Source organism: Neisseria sp. HMSC064E01 (genome assembly GCF_001808875.1).
Lineage (GTDB): Bacteria > Pseudomonadota > Gammaproteobacteria > Burkholderiales > Neisseriaceae > Neisseria > Neisseria sicca_A.
In genome coordinates this window covers 1-20,834 of sequence record NZ_KV794880.1, presented here as the reverse complement: position 1 = coordinate 20,834, position 20,834 = coordinate 1, and the positions used below count along the sequence as shown (strand labels likewise).

The window sequence follows — 20,834 nt, the reverse complement described above, 5'->3', positions numbered from 1 at the left end:
CAAACAAAATTGATGGAAACATTTCATCAAAAGGTCGTCTGAAACCGTCTTGATGTTTTCAGACGACCTGTCAGAACCCTAAACCGACATTCAACCTCATGCCGACACGCCGTCAATTTCTCAGTTATACCGCCGCGCTTGCCGCCGCGTCCTCTTTCTCTTGGCTGACTTACCAACGCCTCAACCGCAAACCGCCGGTTTCCGTCAACCGCGTCGGGCTGCCGTTGGGGCATTTGTTGCGCGACGGGAAATTGCTCAGCCCGCCGAGCCGCCGTTACGAATGCAATACGTTGATACTCGGCGGCGGCGCGGCGGGGTTGGGGGCGTTGTGGTATTTGGCGAAACATGGTCATCGCGATGTATTGCTGGCGGAAGGGTTCGATCGCAACGGCAACAATGCCGCCTACGCCGCTTCAGACGGCCTGCAAGCGCCGAGTGGCGCGCATTATCTTGCGTTGCCGTCGAAAGAGAGCGCGTATGTGCGCGAGATGCTGGCGGATTTTGGTATCTTGCAATCGGACGGCAGTTTCAGGGAAACCGATTTGGTTTACGCGCCCGAGTCGCGCCTTTTGTATCAGGATAAATGGCAGGAACACCTGTTGCCGAAGGAAGATGCGGATTCCAAACGCTTTTTTGATTTAATCGATCGTCTGAAACAGGCTTACGGCAGCGACGGCAAAAAGATTTTCGCCATTCCGATAGCCCTGTCTTCGGCAGACGAAACGTGGCGCAAACTTGATAAGCTGACGTTCAAACAATGGCTTGCGCAAGAAGGCTACACCTCGCCCGAACTTTTGTGGTATCTCGATTACTGCTGCCGCGACGATTACGGGCAGGGCATAGCGCAAGTATCCGCCTTCGCCGGACTGCATTACTTCGCTGCCCGCAACAGCGCGGAAACCGTCCTGACCTGGACTGAAGGTCTGGCGCACCTTTCCGAAAACCTGCGCCGCCATGTCGGTTTGCAGGAAGGTTGGCAATGGTCGTCTGAAAACCGTATCCGCCTAGACCAACCCGCTTCCGTCAACGCTTCCGCCGTCAAAATCAAACCGCTTTCAGACGACCGTATCGAAGTTTGGCTGCGCGACAATTCAAGCGGCGAAACCGTCGCCCTGACCGCGCAACACGTTATCTCCGCCATGCCGCTGATGGTTGCCGCCCGCATCGTCGAAAATCCTGCGCAATACGGTTTGGACATTCCCGAATACGCCCCGTGGTTGGTCGCCAATTTCGAATTGCACAGCTTCCCGAAAGAAAAAAACAACAGCGAAACGGCGTGGGATAACGTCATCTACGGCACTCAAGGACTCGGCTACGTCGTCGCCACCAACCAGCTCATCCGCGTCGCCCGCCCCGAGCGCACCATCTTCACCGCCTACGCCGCGCTCAACCACGACACCCCGCAAGCCGTCCGCCGCCAACTGCTCGAAGCCACCGACGAAGAACTGCGCGACTTCGCCGCCAAAGACTTGATCGCCGCCTATGGAGAAGGCTTTTGGCAGCACGTTTCACACGTCGATATTACGGTACGCGGACACGGCATGAGCGTACCGAAAACCGGTTATCTGAACGACGAGTCTTTGTTAAAAATCAGAAACCGAGCGTCAGGATTGCTGTTTGCACACAGCGATTTGAGCGGTTATTCGGTATTTGAAGAAGCTTTGTATTGGGGCGTGGAAGCGGCGCGGAAGGTGTTGGAACGGAGGGATGGTTGATTTTTATGTTGGTTGGATTATTTCTCGTCTCACCTGGCGCGGATGCCAAATAATCAGTGCTATAATCCCGCTTCGTTTGAATATTTAAATCTCAAAGGAAACCGTATGAAATCTCTGAGTTTTTCCCTAATGCTTGCTTTGGGCTTGGGCAGCACTGCCTTTGCCTATGCGGAAAAAAGTTTGCCTCTCAATGAAACGGGCTGTATCGACCAACCGCTGAAGGTCAAACGCGGCGAGGTGTACAGCTTTAAGGTGACGGAAGGCAATGGTTTGATGCTTTCATTCGCGCCCGTCAGCCCGAATGTTGTCGTGAAAGACCCGAAAGGCAAACGCGTTGCTTTGGAAGTGGGCGCGGACGGCGATACGCCTGAAGACCGCTTCAGCTTTGCCGAAATCGACCAAAAAGGACGCTACACCATCCGCTTCCCCCGCGCGGGCAAGATTGATTCTTTGTGCGTCAACGCCGCCAATTAGGATAAACATCAAGCCGCATCATATTTGAGAGGGTTTGTTTGCGGTCATGAAAAAGGTCGTCTGAAAAACAGTTTTTGAGAACTGTTTTTCAGACGACCTAGTTATAGTGGATTAAATTTAAATCAGGACAAGGCGACGAAGCCGCAGACAGTACAGATAGTACGGCAAGGCAACGCCGTACTGGTTTAAAGTTAATCCACTATATCGTTGAGGCAAAGCCGGAAGCGGTTTATTCGGCTGATTCCCCGATAATCAATACCGCGTTGCTGCCGCCGAAGGCGAAAGACGAGCTGGCGACGATGCGTTTTTCAGACGACCATGTGCTGTTGCCGTCGGTCAGGGCGATGGCGGGCAGTTCGGGATCGGGGATGTCGTCCCACTGTTGCGGCGGCAGTTTGCCTTGAGGATTGCAGCCGCGGTCGGCGATGCCCCAGGCGAATGCGGCTTCGATGGCACCGGCGGCGCCGAGCGTGTGTCCGGTTTGCGGCTTGGTCGAAGTGCAGAAGGTTTGGCTGCCGAACACGTCGGCGACGGCGCGGCTTTCCATGCTGTCGTTGTGTTTCGTGCCGGTGCCGTGCAGATTGATCCAACCGATGTCCTGCGGCTGCAAACCGGCATTTTTCAATGCTGCTTCAAAAGACTGCGCCGCGCCCAAACCGTCGGGGCGGGGCGAGGACATATGATAAGCGTCGCTGCTTGCGCCGTAGCCCAACAGCTGCATTGTGCCGCCGAAATCGGCGTCGCGGGTCATGACGAAGGCGGCTGCTGCTTCGCCGATATTGATGCCGTTGCGGTTGGCGGAAAACGGGTTGGCGAGGTCGTCTGAAAGCACTTCCAACGAGGCGAAACCGTTGATGGTCAAGGGCGACAGGGTATCGACGCCGCCACAAATAACCGCGTCGCACAAACCCGCACGCAACAGCCGCGCCGCGCTGATTAAGGCGCGCGCGCCCGATGTGCAGGCGGTGGAAACGACGTAGCACAGACCGTGAATGCCGTAAACGTGTGCAACAAATTCAGAAGGCGACGCCATTTCGTGTTGAAGCTGGTTGAACGGTTTGTCCGTCCAGCTGCCGCCGTCGGCAACGTGTTGGAACAAGGGCATATTTTCATCTGCGCCGCTGGTGGACGTACCCATGATGACGGCGGTTCGCGCCGCGCCATAACGGCGGACGGCGGCATGGATGTCGTCTTCAATCTGCTCCAACGCGTGCCACAACAATTGGTTGTTGCGGCTGCGGTATGCGGGGGGCAGGTCTTCGGGCAGAGGGCGCAGCGTTTCGCTTACCGCGCCGAATGCGAAGGTTTTGCCTTTGACCCATTGGTCGGAAAACGTCAGCGGCGAAGTTTCAGACGGTGTCAGCAGTGCATTGATATGGGTTTGCAGACCGCTGCCGAGCGCGCTGGTGACGGCGGGGCGGCTGAGATAAACGGGGGTTTTCATCATTCTTCTTCTTTAATCGGGCTGACGGTCCAACGTGTTTTGTCGGGGAAGGCAATCACGAAACGTTCGTTATCGTGTGCGACGCACCATAAATCTTGTTCTTTATAACGGAATACGGCGCCGTTGCCGTCGGGGCAGAATGTGTTGTGTTCGGATGTTTTTTGCTCCACTTCGGGATACAGTGTGGCGGCGCGGTCGGCGGCAAGCAGCGGCAGCAGCGCGGCAAACAGGCGGCGCGAAGCGGAATTGGGCATGATAAAGCCATCGTTTTTCCAGCCTTTCGTGCCGACAAACTGGCGCGATACGGGCGCACCCAGCGCATCGGTTTGCACGAAGCGGATGCCCTCCGGAAGCTGCTCGACCGCCAGCAGGCTGGTTTGGGCGGCATTGCCCGAAGCGTCAGTCTGCTCAAGCTTGAACCACAAACCCGATTGCTCAAGCGGCGGCATGGTTTGCGGATGGGGTAGGGAAGGGGAAAGGGCGCAGGCACTGAGGGTCAGCGCGGCAAGGGCTAGGCTTGGAAATCGCATGGGGTTCCTTTGTCGGTGCGGAGGAAGGAAGTATTGTAACCGATGTCGGACAGTATTTCAGACGACCTTTCAGGGGTCGTCTGAAAATATATAGTGGATTAACTTTAAATCAGGACAAGGCGACGAAGCCGCAGATAGTACATCAGGACAAGGCGACGAAGCCGCAGACAGTACAGATAGTACGGCAAGGCAACGCCGTACTGGTTTAAAGTTAATCCACTATAAAACAGCTTACCCCAGTGGACAACGATTGGCGCACTGGGGCGGAAGCGGTTGCAAAAGGGCGTCGGTTGTTCCCTTATTCGATTTTCAGATCGCCGACCAAAGCCGCCAGCGTGGACAGGCGTTGTTCGGATTTTGCCACGAACGGATTTTCAGTATCCCATGCGTAGCCTGCCAAAATGGAAGAAATCATGCGGCTGATTTCAGGGCTGCGGTTGGGCGCGTACACGACGTTTTGGAAGCGGAAATCGTACCAGCCGTCGACGTAAGTGCGGAACGCGTTCACACCGATCATCAGCGGTTTGGCAAATTCGGCATCCCAGTCCACCGTGTTGCCTTCAAGCTGTTTTGCCAACAGGTCGGCGGCGAGTTTGGCTGAGTGCAGCGCGATGGTGACGCCTGATGAGAACACGGGGTCGAGGAACTCGGCGGCATTGCCCAACAGCGCGAAATGTTTGCCGTGCAGCGATTTGACGTTGGCGGAATAGCCTTGGATGGAGCGGAACGGAAAGTCGTTTTCCCAGACGGCTTTGTCCAGAATTTCTTTCAGCATCGGGCATTCGTAGACAAATTTTTTCAACACGGTTTCCGATTCGCCCGCGAGTACGTCGGGCGTGCCGACCACGCCGATGGAGCAGCGGTTGTCGCCGAAGGGAATCAGCCAAATCCACACGTCGCGGTGTTGCGGGTGGGTGGTAATCAGGATTTTGCTGCGGTCGAATTTCGGGTTGGTGATGTTGTCGTCGATGTGGGTGAAATGCGCTTGGCGCGGCGGCAGGTGTGACGGCGTTTCCAAGTCCAGCAGGCGCGGCAGCACGCGGCCGTAGCCGCTGGCGTCCAATACGAATTTCGCGGTCAGCTCGTAGCTCTCGCCCGTGTCGGCTTCCACGCTCAAACGGGCAAAGTCGCCGCTGTTGTCGAATGCGGTTACGCCGTGTCCGAAACGCACTTCCACGCCTTGTTTGGCGGCTTCGTCGATCAGGATTTTGTCGAAAATACCGCGGCGCACTTGGTAAACCGTGCCGGGACCGTCTGAAAATTTTTCAGTGAAATCAAATTCGGTATAACGGCTGCCCCATGAAAACGCCGCGCCGTTTTTAAACTGAAAGCTGGGTTCGGCGCGAACGGCGTCGGCAAAACCGGCTTCTTCCAGCATTTCCATGCAGTGCGGCAGCAGGCTTTCGCCGATGACGAAGCGTGGAAAGTGCTGTTTTTCCAATACGCAGACTTTATAACCTTTTTTGTGAAGCAGGGCGGATGCTACCGAGCCTGCAGGACCTGCGCCGATCACGGCGACATCGAATTGAGGTGCGGACATTTAAATATACTTTCAAAACATAACAAAATAAAACGGTCGCTATTCTACTCCTTAATAGACTTATCTGAAATGAATTTTAAAGGCGACATCATGACCAAGATGAAATGGTTGCATAAACGACAACAGCCTTATATCGGGATAGGGCGGATTGCGGCTTGACATGGATGGTTTTGTTGTCAATTTGTCTGATAAAAAGGTCGTCTGAAAACCTAAAACCAAGGTTTTCAGACGACCTCTTGCCGTTTTCAGTTAATCAATCCTCCGCCTTCGGCTCGGGAACGTCAAACACCTGACGCAGGTAGGCGAGGAAGGTGTTGTTGGTAGTCATGGTTTTGCCCGGGGAGTCGGAGAGTTTGGCGACGGACTGACCGTTGCACTCAACGAGTTTCAAAACGATGTTCAGCGGGGTATGGCCCATGTCGTTGGTGAGGTTGGTGCCGATACCGAAGCTGGTTTTGAAACGGTCTTTGAAATATTGGTGCAACGCCCACGAGCGTTCGATGTCCAGCCCGTCGGAGAAGGTCAGCATTTTGGTGCGGCTGTCGATTTTGAGTTTTTTGTAGTGGGCGTGCGCTTTGTCGCCCCATACATAAGGGTCGCCGCTGTCGTGGCGCAGACCGTCGAAGAGTTTGGCGAAATAGAGGTCGAAGTCGCGCAGGAAGGCATCCATGCCGACCACGTCGGTCAGCGCGATGCCGAGGTCGCCGCGGTATTCGTGTACCCAGCTTTCGAGGGCGGCTTTTTGGAAATTGCGCAGGCGCACGTCAAGGGCTTGGAAGGCTTGGAGGAACTCGTGCGCCATTGTGCCGATGGGGGTGATGCCGATTTTTTTGGCGAGATAAACGTTGCTGGTACCGCGCACGATGTCGGGGGCGGCTTCAAGCAGGGTGCGGATGACGTGTTCCTGCCAATCAAGGGTGTAGCGGCGGCGGGTGCCGAAGTCGGAGATGAGAAACGGCGGATCGTCGGGGTTTTGCGCGGCGGAGATTTCTTTGAGGCGTTGCGCTTTGGCTTGGAGGCGGCGTTCGCCTTCTTCAATGACGGCTGGAGTTTCGAGACGGCGGAAGTAGAGTTCGTTGACGATGGCGAGGATGAAGATTTCAAAGAACATCGCCTGAATCATAGGCCCTTCGATGCGGATGTTCAGACGACCTTCTGAATCGGGGCTGACTTTGACGAAGCGGCGTTGGAGTTGGAAGAGTTCGAGATAGTCGACAAAGTCGCTTTTGATGAAGCGCAGGCTGCGCAGGTAATCGAGTTCGTCGTGGGTAAAGCGCAGTTGGCAGAGCGCGTCGAGTTCTCGTTCCAAGTCGCTTTGGATGTCGGCAAGCGGGTAAACCATGTCTTTGTTGCGACAGCGGAACTCGTAAAGGCTGTGGGTTTGGGGGAATTGGTGCAGTATCACCTGAAGCATGGTGAACTTGTACAGGTCGGTGTCGAGCAGGGAGCGGATAACGGGCGTTTGAGGTGCGGTCATGGCTTTTCTCTCGTTCAGCGTAAATGTAAAGCATTATTAGAACACGGTTAGACGGACGGGTGTTACTTTTTTTGACCGGGGTAATGCTGAAAAGGTCGTCTGAAATCTTTCAGACGACCTTTTTCTTCATATAAAACCGACATCAATTATTTGTCCACAACGATTTTGGCTGCCTGTTCGTCAGGCGAGGGTTCGTATTGTGTGGATTCGTCGCCGTAATACAGTACGCCGAGTTTGATGGGGATGCGGCCTTGCGATTTGCGGTGGGCATTGGAGTCGCGCAGGGAGTAGGCGCAGCCGCAGTATTCCTGCTGGTAGAAGTGTTCTCGTTTGCTGATTTCGATCATGCGCGCGCTGCCGCCGCCTTTGCGCCAGTTGAAATCCCAATAAACGACGTCGTCGTAAGGTGCGGCGGCGCGGTGGCCGCAGTCGTTGATTTGCGCCATGTTTTTCCAGCGGGAAATGCCCAGCGAGCTGGTGAAGACGGGGAAGCCGTTTTCGTGGGCGTATTGGGCGGCTTTTTCGAAACGCATGTCGAAACACATGGTGCAGCGGATGCCGCGTTCGGGTTCGAATTCCATACCTTTGGCTTTGGCGAACCATTCTTTGCGGTCGTTTTCGTAGTCGTCGTCTTTGTCAATGAAGGGGATGCCGAATTTGTCGGCGAAGCGCATGTTTTCTTCTTTGCGCAACATGTATTCTTTGAGCGGGTGGATGTTGGGGTTGTAGAAGTAGATGGTGTAGTCGATGCCGCTGGCGAGCATGGCTTCCATGACTTCGCCGCTGCACGGGGCGCAGCAGGAATGCAGCAGGACTTTTTTATGGCCGCCGGGCGGGACGAGGACGGGGCGGTTGATGTCGGTAACGATGGGGCTGGTTTTGTCGTTCATGATCGGGGTGTTCCGTTTCGGTGTTTCAGACGACCTTTGGGTTTTATAGTGGATTAACTTTAAACCAGTACGGCGCTGCCTCGCCTTTCCGTACTATCTGGATTTTGGGGAATTTTGCAAAGGTCTCTATCTGTACTATCTGCGGCTTCGTCGCCTTGTCCTGATTTAAATTTACTCCACTATATGGGTCGTCTGAAAGGGTTGTGGTGTGGTTATTGGATGGGTTTGTTTTGTTTTTTGGCTGCTTTGCCGTCTTTGGGGTCGGGTGGCGGCGGCTCGGCGAAGATGCTTTCGGGGTTGGGGTGTGCGGCAAATTCTTGCAGCAGTTTTTGGTAGTCTTGGGACTGTTTCATCAGCTCCGCCGCGGCGGTCCGCAGGTTGTCCACGTCTTCGGGCGGGAGGTAGAAGCTGGTGGGGATGTTTAACACTTTGTCGCGCAACGCGGAGGGCGGCAGGTCTTTGAGGTTGAGACTGACGAAGGAAAAGCTGATTCCGTCGCCGTTTTGTCGGCTGGCTTCGTTGCGCTTGTCGACAAAGGCGCGGAAGCGGCGTTGGGATTCTTGGGTGTATTGGTCGATGGGGATGTTGACGATGGCAGTAACGACGTCGCGGAATCCGGGTACGGCGGCGGTTTTGTCCATATTGCTGCTGATTTGGTTTTGGGCGTTGACGCTGATGACGACGATGTGGCGCAGGTTGCGGCTGCGGATTTGTTGTTCCAACACTTTGTCGGGATACATTTCGGTCATGTCTAAGAGGCTGCGCATGCCGAGGTTGTCGGTCAGCCCGCCGTCTATCAGGTGGATGTAGGGACGGGTTTTGCTGTCGCTGTATTTGTTGAACCTGTCTTTAAACTCTTGATAGGTGGCGTTTTGCTGCTTTTGGGACTCGAGACCGGTCATTTGCAGCTGCGGCGGCAGGGTGTAGCCGCAGTTGCCGCCGTTGTTGTTGAGGGTAATCGGGGCGAATATCATGGGCACTGCGCTGGAGGCGGCAACGGCGCGGGCCAGGCGCAATCTGCCCAAGTCGATACACATGGGGTCGAAGTATTCTTGCGTGAAGTTCAGGCGTTCGCCCGCGCCCATGTCGGTGGCGGAAATGATGGCGAACGGGCCTTTGCCGTGCATTTCCAAATCGCGGAAGGTGGCTTTGCCGAAAAGGTGGTTTTCAAACTGCTCCTGCAAGAGGTCGCCGCGTCCGTATTCGGGTGAGGCGAGGCGGGGCAGGTTGGTCATGGAAAAGGCTTGTTTGACGACTTGGCGTTGGAAGTTTTGGTGAAGGAAACGCTTGTAAAACATGGGGATGGTTTCTTCGCCTTTGAGCGCGAAGTAGGCGGCGAGGACGGAGCCGCCGGATACGCCGACCACCAAATCGACATTGGACATCAGCGACTTGCTTTTGCCGCCGATGGTAACTTTTTGCTGTTGAAGCTGTTCCAACACGCCGTAGCCCAACGCCGCCGCGCGCGTGCCGCCGCCGGAGAGCATCAGGATGATGAAGGTGTCGTCTTCTTCGCGCCGAAACTGGCTGGTTTCAAAACGATAGCCTTGGTTCATATCAATTTTATTGATGGTGGCGACAGGCTGGTACTTGACCAGCGAGCAGGCAGACAGCGCGGTCAAGGTAAAGGCGGTCAGGACGGTTTTGAACGGGCGTTTCGGCATGGAAGTTTGGTTGTGAAACAAAAGAGCTTGATTATAATGGATTAAATCGGTTTTCGATACCTGCCGGCGGGTTAAGGCGATGCCGCAGCGTAGATTGAAAGGTTTTCAGACGACCTTGGTTCATTCCGCAATCGGACAGGTCGTCTGAAAAATAAAATCAGGTTTAAGGCTTGTCCGCCTTGTCTCCGATTTTGCCTTCTTTGCCTTGAAGCAGGTTTTGGATATTGCTTTTATGGCGGTACAACACCAGCACGGCGATGACGACGGTCGCCCAAGCCCAAGAAGGGTAGGGCATCAGCCAGAAGGCAACGAGCGGCGCGGCTACGGTGGCGGCGAGCGCGGCGAGTGAGGACACTTTAAAGCCGAACGCCATCACCAGCCAAATTGCCGCGCAAACCAAAGCCGTTGCAGGAGAAAGCGCCAGCAGTACGCCCAACGCAGTCGCCACGCCCTTGCCGCCTTTAAAGCCGAAAAACAGCGGCCACATATGTCCGACCAACGCGGCGACGGCAACCACCGCTATGGTGATGTCCGACAGATTCAAAGCATCTTGCAGACAGCGTGCCAAAACCACCGCCACCAGACCTTTGAGCGCGTCGCCCAGCAAAGTCAGCGCCGCCGCTTTTTTCTTGCCGCTGCGCAAAACATTGGTCGCGCCGGGGTTGCCCGAGCCGTAAGTGCGCGGATCGTCCATGCCGTAATATTTGGAAACAATGACGGCAAACGACAGCGAACCGATTAAATAAGCTGCGATAACGGCGGATACATTGAACATTTCAGATGCTTTACTTAAAATGGGACGCTCATTTTATCAAAAAAACAGGCAGGCAAATGGACAAAATCTTTTTACGCGGCATGAAGGCGGACACCCTGATCGGCGTGTACGACTGGGAACGCGAACGCCCCCAAACCCTGATTTTGGACTTGGACATCGGCATCCCCGAACAAAGCGGTCAAGACGACCACATCGGCAATACCGTCCATTACGGCGAAGTCTGCGAAGCCGTCAGGGCAAGCCTTGCCGAACAAAGCTTCCTCTTGCTCGAATCATTGGCGGAACACATCGCCAAACTCATCCTCGACAATTTCGGCGCGTTGAGTGTGCGCGTCAAAATCATCAAGCCCGGCATCCTGCCCGATGTCAAAGAAGTCGGCATTGAAATCGAACGCAGCAGGGTTTGAAGCAGCACAAACGTTTTAGCGAAACCCGCTTCGCTCCCTTTCAGACGAGCCTTTTCATGACTCAAGAGGTCGTCTGAAAGCGCGGCTTCAAAGAAGTTAAAACCCATTCCCGATTTTCAGACGACCCCGTATCAAACTTTACAAAGAGAACACGCAAATGGATTTGAAAGAAACCAAACTCAGCAGCGAGCCGATTTATCAAGGCTCATTTGTTACTATCAACCGCGACAAAGTCCGCCTGCCCAACGGCAACGAAAGCCAGCGCATCGTCATCCGCCATCCCGGCGCGGCCTGCGTTTTAGCGGTTACCGAAGAGGGCAAAGCCGTACTCGTGCGCCAATGGCGTTACGCCGCAGACGCTGCCACGCTCGAGCTGCCCGCCGGCAAACTCGATGCAGGCGAAGACCCCGCCGAATGCGCCCTGCGCGAGCTGGCGGAAGAAACCCCGTACACCGCTGACCGCGTCAAACTTATCAGCAGCTTCTACACCGCCATCGGCTTCTGCGACGAAAAAATGTACTTCTACCAAGCAGAAGGCGTGCGCCTCGGCAGCACTCTGAGCAACGATGAAGACGAAATCACCGAAACCGTCCTGATGAGCAAGGAAGAAGCCCGCACCGCTTTGGCACACAACGAAATCAAAGACGGCAAAACCCTAATCGGCCTGCAATATTGGCTGATGCAGGATTGATGTGAAAAGGATGTAAAAAGGTCGTCTGAAAAGCAGGTTGCACGTTTTCAGACGACCTTTCTGCAAACCGGCTGCATAGCAATACCCATAAAACCGACGGATTTCAAATTCAAAAAATAAAATATAACGAATTGTTTTTAAGAAGTTTTAGGTGAATTTCTTCAATCTGAGACCTTTGTATCCCAAAAAAAACCTAAATGACTTGATGGAAATTTAGGGGGGATTTTGCAAAGGTCTCAATTTAGAAAACTTAAAAAACCGTCCGCTTTTATGTTAAGATTCTATTAATTTTTATTTACTAAACAAAATCTTATGGCAATCAAAAAAAATCAGCTTTACGCATCGCTTTGGGCCGGCTGCGACGAATTGCGCGGCGGCATGGATGCGAGCCTTTATAAAGACTATGTCCTTACCCTATTGTTTTTAAAATACGTTTCCGACAAACACAAACACGGCGGCGGCATGATAGAGCTGCCCGTCGGCACGACTTTTGACGACATCGTTAATCTCAAAAATACCGTTGACATTGGCGACCGCTTGAATAAGATAATCGCCCAAATTGCCGAAGCCAACGACTTGAAAGGCGTGATCGACGTTGCCGACTTCAACGACGAAGACAAACTGGGTAAAGGTAAGGAGATGATCGACCGTTTGAGCAAACTGGTCGGCATTTTTGAAAAGCTCAACCTTTCCTCTAACCAAGCCGAAGACGACGATTTATTAGGTGATGCCTACGAATACCTGATGCGCCATTTTGCGACCGAGTCGGGCAAATCTAAAGGGCAGTTTTACACGCCTGCCGAAGTCTCGCGCATTATGGCGAAGATTATCGGCATCGGTGCGGATTGCCCGTCCAGCACCAGCGTGTACGACCCGACCTGCGGCTCGGGTTCGCTGTTGCTCAAAGCTGCCGCACAAGCCAACAATCAAATCAGCCTGTACGGTCAAGAAAAAGATGTGGCGACCGCATCCCTTGCCCGTATGAATATGATTTTGCACAACAACGAGACCGCCGAAATCAACACCGGCAACACCTTGTCCGATCCATCTTTCCGTGATGAAAAAGGTCGACTGAAAACTTTCGATTTTGCCGTTGCCAATCCGCCTTTTTCCAGCAAGAACTGGACGAGCGGCATCACGCCGGCTGATGACCCATTTGAGCGGTTCAGTTACGGCATACCGCCTGATAAAAACGGCGATTACGCCTTTTTGCTGCATTTGCTCAAAAGCCTGAAACCAAGAGGCAAAGGCGCGATTATTCTGCCGCACGGCGTGCTGTTTCGCGGCAATGCCGAAGCGCGTATCCGTACCGAATTGCTCAACCTTGGTCTCATCAAAGGCATTATCGGGTTGCCTGCCAACCTGTTTTACGGCACAGGCATTCCTGCCTGCATCATCGTGATCGACAAAGAACACGCCCAAACTGCCCAGTTTGCCGAAGATGGCTCGCGGCAAGTCATTAGTGGTGGTAGCGTGTTTATGATTGATGCATCGCAGGGCTTTATCAAAGACGGCAATAAAAACCGTCTGCGCGAACAAGACATTCATAAAATCATCGACACCTTCACCAAGCAGGCGGAAATTCCCCATTACAGCCGCATGGTGCATTTAAGCGAAATCGCCGACCAAGATTACAATCTCAACCTACCGCGTTATATCGACAGCGGCGAAGCCGAAGACATCCAAGACCTTGCCGCGCACCTTTACGGCGGCATTCCCGAATATGATATGGATGCGCTGGAAGCCTATTGGCAAGTCTTAGGTCGTCTGAAAAACGAGTTGTTTGACGAACAAGAAGGACGCTTCATTGCCAAAATCGAAAGCAGCCAAATCAAAGCCCATATTTTGGCGCACCCCGATTACGCTGCCTTCAAAGCCGAGCATTTAGCCAAATTTGCCGCGTGGCACACTCAAAACGACCTTGCTGCCATCCAGCCAGGCAGCCGACCAAGCAAACTTATCCAGCAATGGAGCGAAAGCCTACTGGACGCGTTCAAACCAAGCAGCTTGATTGAAGAATATGATTGCTACCAAATCCTGATGGATTACTGGGCGGAAACCCTGCAAGACGATGTTTATTTCATTGCCCAAGACGGTTGGCTAGCGGTCAAGGATTTGGCAGAAATCACCAAAGAAAGCGATGATGCCGCCAATTTGACCGTCGTCTTTGAGGAAACCGAAACCGACAAAAAAGGCAAAACCAAAATCAAACGCATTAGTAAAAAATACCGCAGTGAAGTAATAGCCCCTGAACTGATTGCCCATCGCTATTTTTCAGACGACCTTGCTAAGCTGGAAGAAAAACAAAGCGAGCTGGAGCGCCTAAGCCAAGAATTGGAAAGCCATTTGGAAGAACACGGCGGCGAAGAAGGCGTACTGAATGACGTGCTGGACGCAAAAGGCAAACTTTCCGCCAAACTGTTGAAGGCAGTATTGGAAGAAGATGACATAGAAGAAGACGAACGAGCTATTTTGCAAACTGCCCAAACATTGATGACGCAGGAAAAAACAGCCAAAGATGCAGTCAAAACCCAAAGCGAAGCACTAAACCTTGCCATTTTCAAACAATTTGGCCAACTTTCCGAAGAGAAAATCAAGCAGCTTGTCGTCAAAGACAAATGGCTTGCCACGCTGCAAAGCCGAATCGAAAACCACTTGGAAAATGCGATTCAACAGCTTATCAGCCGCTTGAACACGCTGGAAGACCGTTACCGTAGCCCGATGGCTGAGCTTGCCCAAGAAGTAGAAATATGGCAAAGCAAAGTGGATGCACACCTAAAAAATATGGGCTTTGGAGGCTGAAATGGCGACACAAACAGGCTATAAGGTGAGCGAGTTGGGCATGATTCCACAGGATTGGGATGTTGTGGAATTTGGAGAGGTTGTAGAATTATTTTCGAGTGGATCAACACCTTCTAGAAGTCAGCCACAATTTTTTAAAGGCAACAATTTATGGATAACTAGTGGTGAACTTAATTATTGCGTAATTACAGATACGATTGAAAAAATTTCTGATAGTGCGATTGAACAAAGCAATTTAAAGAAGCATCCAGTTGGTACATTTTTGATGGCAATCACAGGACTGGAAGCTGCAGGTACTCGTGGATCTTGCGCTATTGTTGGAGCACCTGCAACTACAAATCAGTCTTGTATGGCAATTTATCCTAATGAGCGTTTAAAAACAGAATTTTTATATCAATGGTATGTATTAAATGGTAACCAACTTGCATTTAAGTATTGTCAAGGAACCAAACAATTAAGTTATACAGCTAGCTTATTAAAAAAAATTCCTGTTCTATTACCTAAATCCACCTCCGAACAAACCGCCATCGCCACCGCATTAAGCGACACCGATGTGCTGATAAGCAGTCTGCAAACGCTTATCGCCAAAAAGAAGGCAATCAAGCTCTCGGTAATGCAAAACCTACTTAGTGGCAAAATCCGCCTCCCCGAGTTTGCACAACGCCCCGACGGTTCGCCCAAAACCACACACCAAACCGAACTGGGTTGCGTGCCTGAAGATTGGGCAGTGGTGGAATTGGGAAAAAGATTTGAGACTTTTTCAGGTGGAACCCCGTCAACATCCATAAAAGGTTATTATGGTGGTGATATTAAATGGATTACATCAAGCGATTTAAATAAAGGAATTATTTACGATGTAGAGAATACAATTACTGAATTAGGTTTTCAAAACTCATCAGCAAAGAAAGTAAAGAAAGGCACTTTGCTTTTAGCTTTATATGGTGCAACTGCTGGCGTAGTTGGCATTACGAAAATTGATGCGACCATTAATCAAGCTGTTCTTGCAATCATTCCTAAAAGAGATAGCTCATTATTTTTATATTATTGGTTATCTTTCAACAAGAACAAAATTATTGAAACTTATGCGCAAGGTGGACAAGCTAATTTAAGCGGGGATATTGTTAGAGCATTTAATATAGCTATTCCAAAATCCACAACCGAACAAACCGCCATCGCCCAACTGTTAAGCGATATGGATGCAGAAATCGAGGCGTTAGAAGGTCGTCTGAAAAAAACGCAGTCGCTTAAACAGGGTATGATGCAGGCGTTGCTCACAGGCAAAATCCGCCTGCCGCTAGAATAAAAATTAAGGAAGAAACTATGACCATCGACATCGGACAATCGGAACGCACCACGCAAAACCGTGTGGTGGCGTTGTTTTGTGAAAAACTGGGCTACCGCTATTTGGGCAACCTGCAAGGCTTGGCGAATAAAAATATCCGTGAGGCGGATTTGTTGGCGTGGCTTGCCAAGCGGGGCGTTTCGGACGCGCTCGCCCAAAGTGCGGTCAAATCGTTGCAAAGTTTGAACCATCTGGGCGGCGGCAGACGGCTTTATGATGCCAACGGTGATATTTATCAGCTTTTGCGTTATGGAGCAAAAGTAAAAACGGGAGTCGGCGAACAGACGCAGACGGTGTGGCTGGTGGATTGGGAAAATCCGCAGAATAATGATTTCTCAGTTGCTGAAGAAGTGAGCATCCCAGGTTCACAATATGACAAACGCCCGGACGTGGTGTTGTATCTTAACGGTATTGCGGTGGCGGTGTTGGAGTTGAAACGCTCTTCGGTGTCGGTTTCTGAAGGGATAAGACAAAATATCGCCAATCAGCAGCGGGAATTTTGCGAAACATTTTTTACTACCGTGCAGCTTTTGTTTGCAGGGAACGACAGCGAAGGCTTGCGCTACGGCGTGATTGAAACGCCCGAAAAGTATTATCTGAAGTGGAAAGAAGACGGAGCGCCCGACAATTTGGGCGATTTGGATGCTGATTTGTGCTGTATGTGCGAAAAAATCCGCTTTTTGGAAATATTGCACGATTTTATGGTGTTTGATAATGGAGCAAAAAAAACCTGTCGTCCGAATCAGTATTTCGGCATTAAGGCGGCTCAGGCGAGATTAAATCAGCGGCAAGGCGGTATTATTTGGCATACGCAAGGCAGCGGCAAAAGTCTGACGATGGTGTGGCTGGCTCAGTGGATTTTGGAACGGGGTGATAATCATCGGGGGCTGATTATTACCGATCGTACGGAGCTGGACGAGCAGATTAAAAAGGTATTTGACCACACGCAAAATGAAATCTACCGCACTAAAAGTGGTAAGGATTTGCTCAACGTTTTAAATGAAAATGAGCATTCGTTGATTTGTTCGCTAGTGCATAAATTCGGCAGCCGTGAAGAGACAGAGGTAGAAAACGATGCAGAATTGAACGATTTTTTAAACAATATTCGTACGGCAAAAGGCGGTTTTTCGCCCAAGGGTAAGATTGTTGTGTTCGTGGATGAATGCCACCGTACCCAATCGGGCAAATTGCACGAAGCGATGAAATCCCTATTACCAGATGCAATATTTGTCGGCTTTACAGGCACACCACTTCTGAAAACGGACAAAAAACAGTCAGTAGAAGTATTCGGCGGTTTTATCCACACCTATAAATTTAACGAAGCGGTTAAGGACGGTGTGGTGTTGGACCTGCTTTACGAAGCGCGTGATATTGAGCAGTCGCTGTCTTCTCCAAAACGGGTTGATGATTGGTTTGATGTAAAAACGCGCGGTATGACTGATATTGCCAAAACCCAACTTAAACAACGTTGGGGAACAATGCAGAAATTGCTGTCTTCTAAAAACCGCTTGGAAAAAATCGTGGACGATATTTTGCTGGATATGGAAACCAAGCCACGACTTTCAGACGGCAGCGGCAATGCGATTTTGGTCTGCGCCAGCGTCTATCAGGCGTGCCAATGCTATGAGTTGTTTACCCAAAGCGGCTTGAAAAACAAGGTAGCGATTGTAACCAGCTACAAACCTGATGCTCAGGCTGCCAAAAATGCGGTTTCCGCTCAAGCGCAAAATGAAGAGCTGTTTAAATACAGTATCTATCGCAAGATGATTGCCGATTATTATCGGGAGGGCGAAGAAAAAGCAGCAGCATTGGCGGAACAGTTTGAAACTGATGTAAAAAAACGCTTTATCGAGCAGCCTGCACAAATGAAGCTGCTGATTGTGGTGGACAAACTTTTAACAGGTTTTGATGCGCCTTCGGCGACTTATCTCTATATCGACAAAAAAATGGCAGACCATAACCTTTTCCAAGCTATTTGTCGGGTGAACCGTTTGGACGGCGAATCGAAAACTTACGGCTATGTGGTGGATTATCGGGATTTGTTCAAGTCCTTAGAAAAGGCGTTTAAAGATTTCACCCAAGAAGCCTTTGAAGGCTATGAGCCATCTGATGTGGAGGGGCTGATTAAAGATCGCTTAAGTACGGCAAAAGAAGATTTGGAAACGGCTTGGGAAGCGGTGCAGATGATGACGGAAAACGTACGAGCACCGAAAACCTTCCCCGAGTACAAAGCCTATTTTTGCGGCGCAGACGATAAAACCAACCTACAAACTGAATACCAGAGCAAACGCCTGGCATTTTATCGGGCGGCAGCAAAATTAATTCGCGCCTATGGGGCGATTGCTAATGAATTGGTCGAAGCCGGTTACAATAAAATCCAAGCCGAAGAATGGCACAAACGGGTAAAAAATATCACTGACTTGCGGGACGAATTGAAAATTGCCAGCGGCGATTATGTGGATTTCAAAACAGTTGATGCGGATATGCGTTATCTAATCAACCAATATGTGCGTGCCGAAGACAGCGAACGGCTGGATACTTTTGACAATGTGGGGTTGTTGGATTTGCTGGTCAGCCGTGGCGCGGATATAGTGGAAGATTTGCCCGAAGACCTTAAAGATAAAAAAAGTATGGCGGAAACTATCGAGAATAATATCCGCAAAACCATTGTGGATGAAAACCCGACCAATCCTAAATATTTTGAGAAAATGTCAGTGTTACTGGATGAGTTGATCGAACAGCGTAAACAAGAAGTCATTGACTATAAGAAGTATCTGGAAGAAATGGCACGTCTTGCCGAGCAGGTAAAACGACCGCAAGGCAGCAATTACCCGAAAGAAGTCAACACACCGGGCAAACAGGCAATTTTTGACAATTTTAGCCAGGATGTTGATTGGGTGCTGAGCCTGGATCACGCTATTCAAACAAACAAACAGGACGGTTATCTTACCAATAAAATGAAGCAAAAACGCCTGAAAGCCCAACTCAAGCCGCTCACCGATGAAAAAGGGCTGGATATTGATGAAGTGTTTGAACTGATTATCAAACAGGCGGAATACGGAGCTTAATATGCAAATCGGTAATCTAAACGTGGAAATCCGCAGAAAAGCGATTAAAAACCTGCACATCAGCGTGTTGCCGCCAAGTGGTGCGGTTCGGGTGTCTGCACCGCTTAAAATGAGCGATGATGCGGTGAAGATGGCAGTGGCAAGCCGTTTGCTGTGGATTAAAAAACAGCAGAGTATATTTGAAAACCAAGCCCGGGAAACCACGCGTGAAATAGTGTCGGGCGAAAGCCATTATCTTTGGGGTAAGCGGTATTTATTGGAAGTGCTACCAACTACAGGTAGACACCGCCTTGAAGTTGAGCATCGCAAAATCAAGTTGTTTGTTCGTCCCAACACCGACTTTAAAAACCAAACTGCCGTAATTGAAACCTTTTACCGCAACGAGTTAAAACGGGAAATTGCCAAACTTTTGGCAAAGTGGCAGCCAAAAATGGGTGTAACCGCCAAACGTTTCGGCGTGAAAAAAATGAAAACCCTTTGGGGTAGTTGTAATACCGACACCGCCAGCATTTGGTTGAATCTGGAACTCGCAAAAAAACCGCCCGAATGCTTAGAATACGTTGTCGTTCACGAACTGACCCACTTGCTTGAACGCCACCATAACGCCCGTTTTATGGCACATATAGATAACTTTCTCCCAAACTGGCGAAACATTAAACAACGGCTTAATGCTTTGAAGTTGGGGGTGTAATGCAAAAAATGCAAAAAAATCGTATTAATCCCCCCTACGTTTATTTGTTAACTATCGGCAAAATTTGCCCACATTTTCTAAGTAACACCAAAAAAGCGTTTCGAGAAAGTTATTTGGTAGCCTATGGGTTGGTTGACATAAAAGGTAAATAACTTAAATACAAAGGTCGTCTGAAAATTTAAATTCAGACGACCATTTGCTTAGCTTTTTGACAGAACTAGAGACCTTTGAAATAACATGAGTTACTAAAATTTTATGTTCAATACTATTTTTAATAGGAGAAGTCGTGGAACATGAGCGATTTGAACGCTTAATCGGCAGATTTCAAGTCCGCCATATAAAACAAAGATAATAGAGAACGTTATGAATAAGCCGCATCATTCGCATGCCGCCCCTTTGCTGGTCGTCGGCTGCGTCGTTTTCGGATTGGGCAGCTTGATTGTCAAATTTGTCGAAGTCGGCTCTTACGCCATCGCATTTTGGCGGCTGGCGATAGCGGCGGTGATTTTCTGGCTGCTGTCGCGACTCTTCGGGCAAAAGCTGCCCAAAAGCAGAAAAGCCATCTACACCGCCATGCTCTCCGGCGTGTTTTTGGCATTCGACCTGTCGCTGTGGCATGAAAGCATACACGCCGTCGGCCCAGGTATTTCCACCTTGCTCAACAGCTTGCAGATATTTTTCCTCTCCGCCATCGGTTTCTTCTTTTTCGGCGAACGCTTGAGCAAATCGCAAATGTTCAGCCTGATTCTCGCCATCAGCGGCGTCGCCCTTATCGGCAGCCCTGAGTTCGGACACAACGGCAACGCCGTTTGGGGCTTTATCAGCGGCATCACTTCAGGCGGTATGCTCGCATTGTCTATGGTGTGTATCCACAAAACCCACCAAATCGAGAAAACCTCCCTGTTCCCCATGATGATGATTTTGAGCTTTGGCGGCGCACTATCACTCATCATCCCGTCCATCCTGTTTGACAGCCACGCCCTCTATCCCGCCACCATGCGCGATATCGGGCTGGTATTGATTTATGGCGCGGTGATGCAGTGTTTCGCATGGGGCATGATAGCCTATGCCATTCCCTTATTATCATTCTCGCTGACCGGGCTGCTGTTGCTCTCCGAACCCGTCGCCGCCTTGCTGATAGACTATTTTTGGTTGGATAAACCGATTAACGCCCTCCAATGGAGCGGCGCCGTGTTGACCCTGATCGCCATTTACTTAGGGCGTGCCAGCGAGAAAACCGCTTAATTTTGCCTTGTCGTCACAAACAGATGCGATGCCTTGCCGTTATTTGAGTAGCAACTGTATTTTTCACCCCGTCGGGCAA

Annotated in this window: 16 protein-coding genes; 9 read left to right on the top strand and 7 right to left on the bottom strand. The window is 50.8% G+C overall.

Annotated elements, in window-relative coordinates; translation table 11 throughout:
- Positions 1 to 98 precede the first annotated feature (98 nt).
- Both HMPREF2572_RS01205 and HMPREF2572_RS01200 read left to right on the top strand, forming a co-directional pair.
- Positions 99 to 1,715 (top strand): NAD(P)-binding protein, encoded by a 1,617-nt coding sequence (locus tag HMPREF2572_RS01205; protein WP_070495647.1) that lies wholly within the window; start codon positions 99 to 101, stop codon positions 1,713 to 1,715.
- A 105-nt stretch (positions 1,716 to 1,820) separates the two neighbouring features.
- Complete coding sequence (locus HMPREF2572_RS01200) at positions 1,821 to 2,189, top strand: hypothetical protein (RefSeq protein WP_070495644.1); 369 nt, start codon at positions 1,821 to 1,823, stop codon at positions 2,187 to 2,189.
- A gap of 229 nt (positions 2,190 to 2,418) precedes the next feature.
- Here HMPREF2572_RS01200 and HMPREF2572_RS01195 read toward each other — a convergent pair whose 3' ends face one another.
- From HMPREF2572_RS01195 to plsY, 7 genes are all read right to left on the bottom strand, one after another.
- Entirely contained in the window at positions 2,419 to 3,633 is a 1,215-nt protein-coding gene (locus tag HMPREF2572_RS01195; RefSeq protein WP_070495640.1) for a beta-ketoacyl-ACP synthase, read from the bottom strand.
- Positions 3,633 to 4,163 carry a hypothetical protein gene (locus HMPREF2572_RS01190; protein WP_070495637.1) on the bottom strand — a complete coding sequence of 177 codons (531 nt, stop codon included), beginning with the start codon at positions 4,161 to 4,163 and terminating at the stop codon, positions 3,633 to 3,635. Before HMPREF2572_RS01190 ends, HMPREF2572_RS01195 begins: the two co-directional genes overlap by 1 nt.
- Before the next feature lie 298 nt (positions 4,164 to 4,461).
- On the bottom strand, positions 4,462 to 5,703 hold the full coding sequence (locus HMPREF2572_RS01180; protein ID WP_070495634.1) for an NAD(P)/FAD-dependent oxidoreductase: 1,242 nt from the start codon (positions 5,701 to 5,703) through the stop codon (positions 4,462 to 4,464).
- Positions 5,704 to 5,956: 253 nt separating this feature from the next.
- Complete coding sequence (pncB, locus tag HMPREF2572_RS01175; RefSeq protein WP_070495631.1) at positions 5,957 to 7,180, bottom strand: nicotinate phosphoribosyltransferase; 1,224 nt, start codon at positions 7,178 to 7,180, stop codon at positions 5,957 to 5,959.
- A gap of 146 nt (positions 7,181 to 7,326) precedes the next feature.
- A complete protein-coding gene (locus HMPREF2572_RS01170; RefSeq protein ID WP_039406844.1) occupies positions 7,327 to 8,070 on the bottom strand; it encodes an epoxyqueuosine reductase QueH in 744 nt (247 codons plus the stop codon).
- A gap of 212 nt (positions 8,071 to 8,282) precedes the next feature.
- On the bottom strand, positions 8,283 to 9,734 hold the full coding sequence (locus tag HMPREF2572_RS01165; protein WP_070495628.1) for a patatin-like phospholipase family protein: 1,452 nt from the start codon (positions 9,732 to 9,734) through the stop codon (positions 8,283 to 8,285).
- A gap of 163 nt (positions 9,735 to 9,897) precedes the next feature.
- Positions 9,898 to 10,509, bottom strand: a complete 612-nt coding sequence (gene plsY, locus HMPREF2572_RS01160; protein ID WP_070495625.1) for a glycerol-3-phosphate 1-O-acyltransferase PlsY — start codon at positions 10,507 to 10,509, stop codon at positions 9,898 to 9,900.
- A 56-nt stretch (positions 10,510 to 10,565) separates the two neighbouring features.
- Between plsY and folB the strand changes: the two genes are divergently transcribed.
- The 7 genes from folB (at position 10,566) to HMPREF2572_RS01125 (ending at position 20,755) form a co-directional block, all read left to right on the top strand.
- Positions 10,566 to 10,916 carry a dihydroneopterin aldolase gene (folB, locus tag HMPREF2572_RS01155; RefSeq protein ID WP_003762738.1) on the top strand — a complete coding sequence of 117 codons (351 nt, stop codon included), beginning with the start codon at positions 10,566 to 10,568 and terminating at the stop codon, positions 10,914 to 10,916.
- A 157-nt stretch (positions 10,917 to 11,073) separates the two neighbouring features.
- The gene (locus tag HMPREF2572_RS01150) at positions 11,074 to 11,607 is read left to right on the top strand and encodes an NUDIX hydrolase (protein ID WP_003760014.1); all 534 of its coding nucleotides are present in this window, start codon (positions 11,074 to 11,076) and stop codon (positions 11,605 to 11,607) included.
- A gap of 312 nt (positions 11,608 to 11,919) precedes the next feature.
- The gene (locus tag HMPREF2572_RS01145) at positions 11,920 to 14,409 is read left to right on the top strand and encodes a type I restriction-modification system subunit M (protein WP_070495622.1); all 2,490 of its coding nucleotides are present in this window, start codon (positions 11,920 to 11,922) and stop codon (positions 14,407 to 14,409) included.
- Position 14,410: 1 nt separating this feature from the next.
- Complete coding sequence (locus tag HMPREF2572_RS01140) at positions 14,411 to 15,712, top strand: restriction endonuclease subunit S (protein ID WP_070495619.1); 1,302 nt, start codon at positions 14,411 to 14,413, stop codon at positions 15,710 to 15,712.
- A gap of 17 nt (positions 15,713 to 15,729) precedes the next feature.
- Positions 15,730 to 18,819: a type I restriction endonuclease subunit R gene (locus HMPREF2572_RS01135; RefSeq protein ID WP_070495616.1), complete on the top strand. Its 3,090-nt coding sequence runs from the start codon at positions 15,730 to 15,732 to the stop codon at positions 18,817 to 18,819.
- 1 nt (position 18,820) lies between these two features.
- Complete coding sequence (locus HMPREF2572_RS01130; RefSeq protein ID WP_070495612.1) at positions 18,821 to 19,510, top strand: M48 family metallopeptidase; 690 nt, start codon at positions 18,821 to 18,823, stop codon at positions 19,508 to 19,510.
- A 363-nt stretch (positions 19,511 to 19,873) separates the two neighbouring features.
- Positions 19,874 to 20,755 (top strand): DMT family transporter, encoded by an 882-nt coding sequence (locus tag HMPREF2572_RS01125; RefSeq protein ID WP_070495609.1) that lies wholly within the window; start codon positions 19,874 to 19,876, stop codon positions 20,753 to 20,755.
- The last annotated feature ends 79 nt before the right edge of the window (positions 20,756 to 20,834 follow it).

Excerpts from the sequence above, each read along its gene's own strand:
- HMPREF2572_RS01180 (WP_070495634.1), bottom strand. The coding sequence starts at position 5,703 with ATGTCCGCACCTCAATTCGATGTCGCCGTGATCGGCGCAGGTCCTGCA.
- HMPREF2572_RS01150 (WP_003760014.1), top strand. The coding sequence starts at position 11,074 with ATGGATTTGAAAGAAACCAAACTCAGCAGCGAGCCGATTTATCAAGGC.
- HMPREF2572_RS01140 (WP_070495619.1), top strand. The coding sequence starts at position 14,411 with ATGGCGACACAAACAGGCTATAAGGTGAGCGAGTTGGGCATGATTCCA.
- HMPREF2572_RS01135 (WP_070495616.1), top strand. The coding sequence starts at position 15,730 with ATGACCATCGACATCGGACAATCGGAACGCACCACGCAAAACCGTGTG.
- HMPREF2572_RS01130 (WP_070495612.1), top strand. The coding sequence starts at position 18,821 with ATGCAAATCGGTAATCTAAACGTGGAAATCCGCAGAAAAGCGATTAAA.
- HMPREF2572_RS01200 (WP_070495644.1), top strand. The coding sequence starts at position 1,821 with ATGAAATCTCTGAGTTTTTCCCTAATGCTTGCTTTGGGCTTGGGCAGC.
- HMPREF2572_RS01145 (WP_070495622.1), top strand. The coding sequence starts at position 11,920 with ATGGCAATCAAAAAAAATCAGCTTTACGCATCGCTTTGGGCCGGCTGC.
- HMPREF2572_RS01125 (WP_070495609.1), top strand. The coding sequence starts at position 19,874 with ATGAATAAGCCGCATCATTCGCATGCCGCCCCTTTGCTGGTCGTCGGC.
- pncB (WP_070495631.1), bottom strand. The coding sequence starts at position 7,180 with ATGACCGCACCTCAAACGCCCGTTATCCGCTCCCTGCTCGACACCGAC.
- HMPREF2572_RS01205 (WP_070495647.1), top strand. The coding sequence starts at position 99 with ATGCCGACACGCCGTCAATTTCTCAGTTATACCGCCGCGCTTGCCGCC.
- HMPREF2572_RS01165 (WP_070495628.1), bottom strand. The coding sequence starts at position 9,734 with ATGCCGAAACGCCCGTTCAAAACCGTCCTGACCGCCTTTACCTTGACC.
- HMPREF2572_RS01170 (WP_039406844.1), bottom strand. The coding sequence starts at position 8,070 with ATGAACGACAAAACCAGCCCCATCGTTACCGACATCAACCGCCCCGTC.
- folB (WP_003762738.1), top strand. The coding sequence starts at position 10,566 with ATGGACAAAATCTTTTTACGCGGCATGAAGGCGGACACCCTGATCGGC.
- plsY (WP_070495625.1), bottom strand. The coding sequence starts at position 10,509 with ATGTTCAATGTATCCGCCGTTATCGCAGCTTATTTAATCGGTTCGCTG.
- HMPREF2572_RS01190 (WP_070495637.1), bottom strand. The coding sequence starts at position 4,163 with ATGCGATTTCCAAGCCTAGCCCTTGCCGCGCTGACCCTCAGTGCCTGC.
- HMPREF2572_RS01195 (WP_070495640.1), bottom strand. The coding sequence starts at position 3,633 with ATGAAAACCCCCGTTTATCTCAGCCGCCCCGCCGTCACCAGCGCGCTC.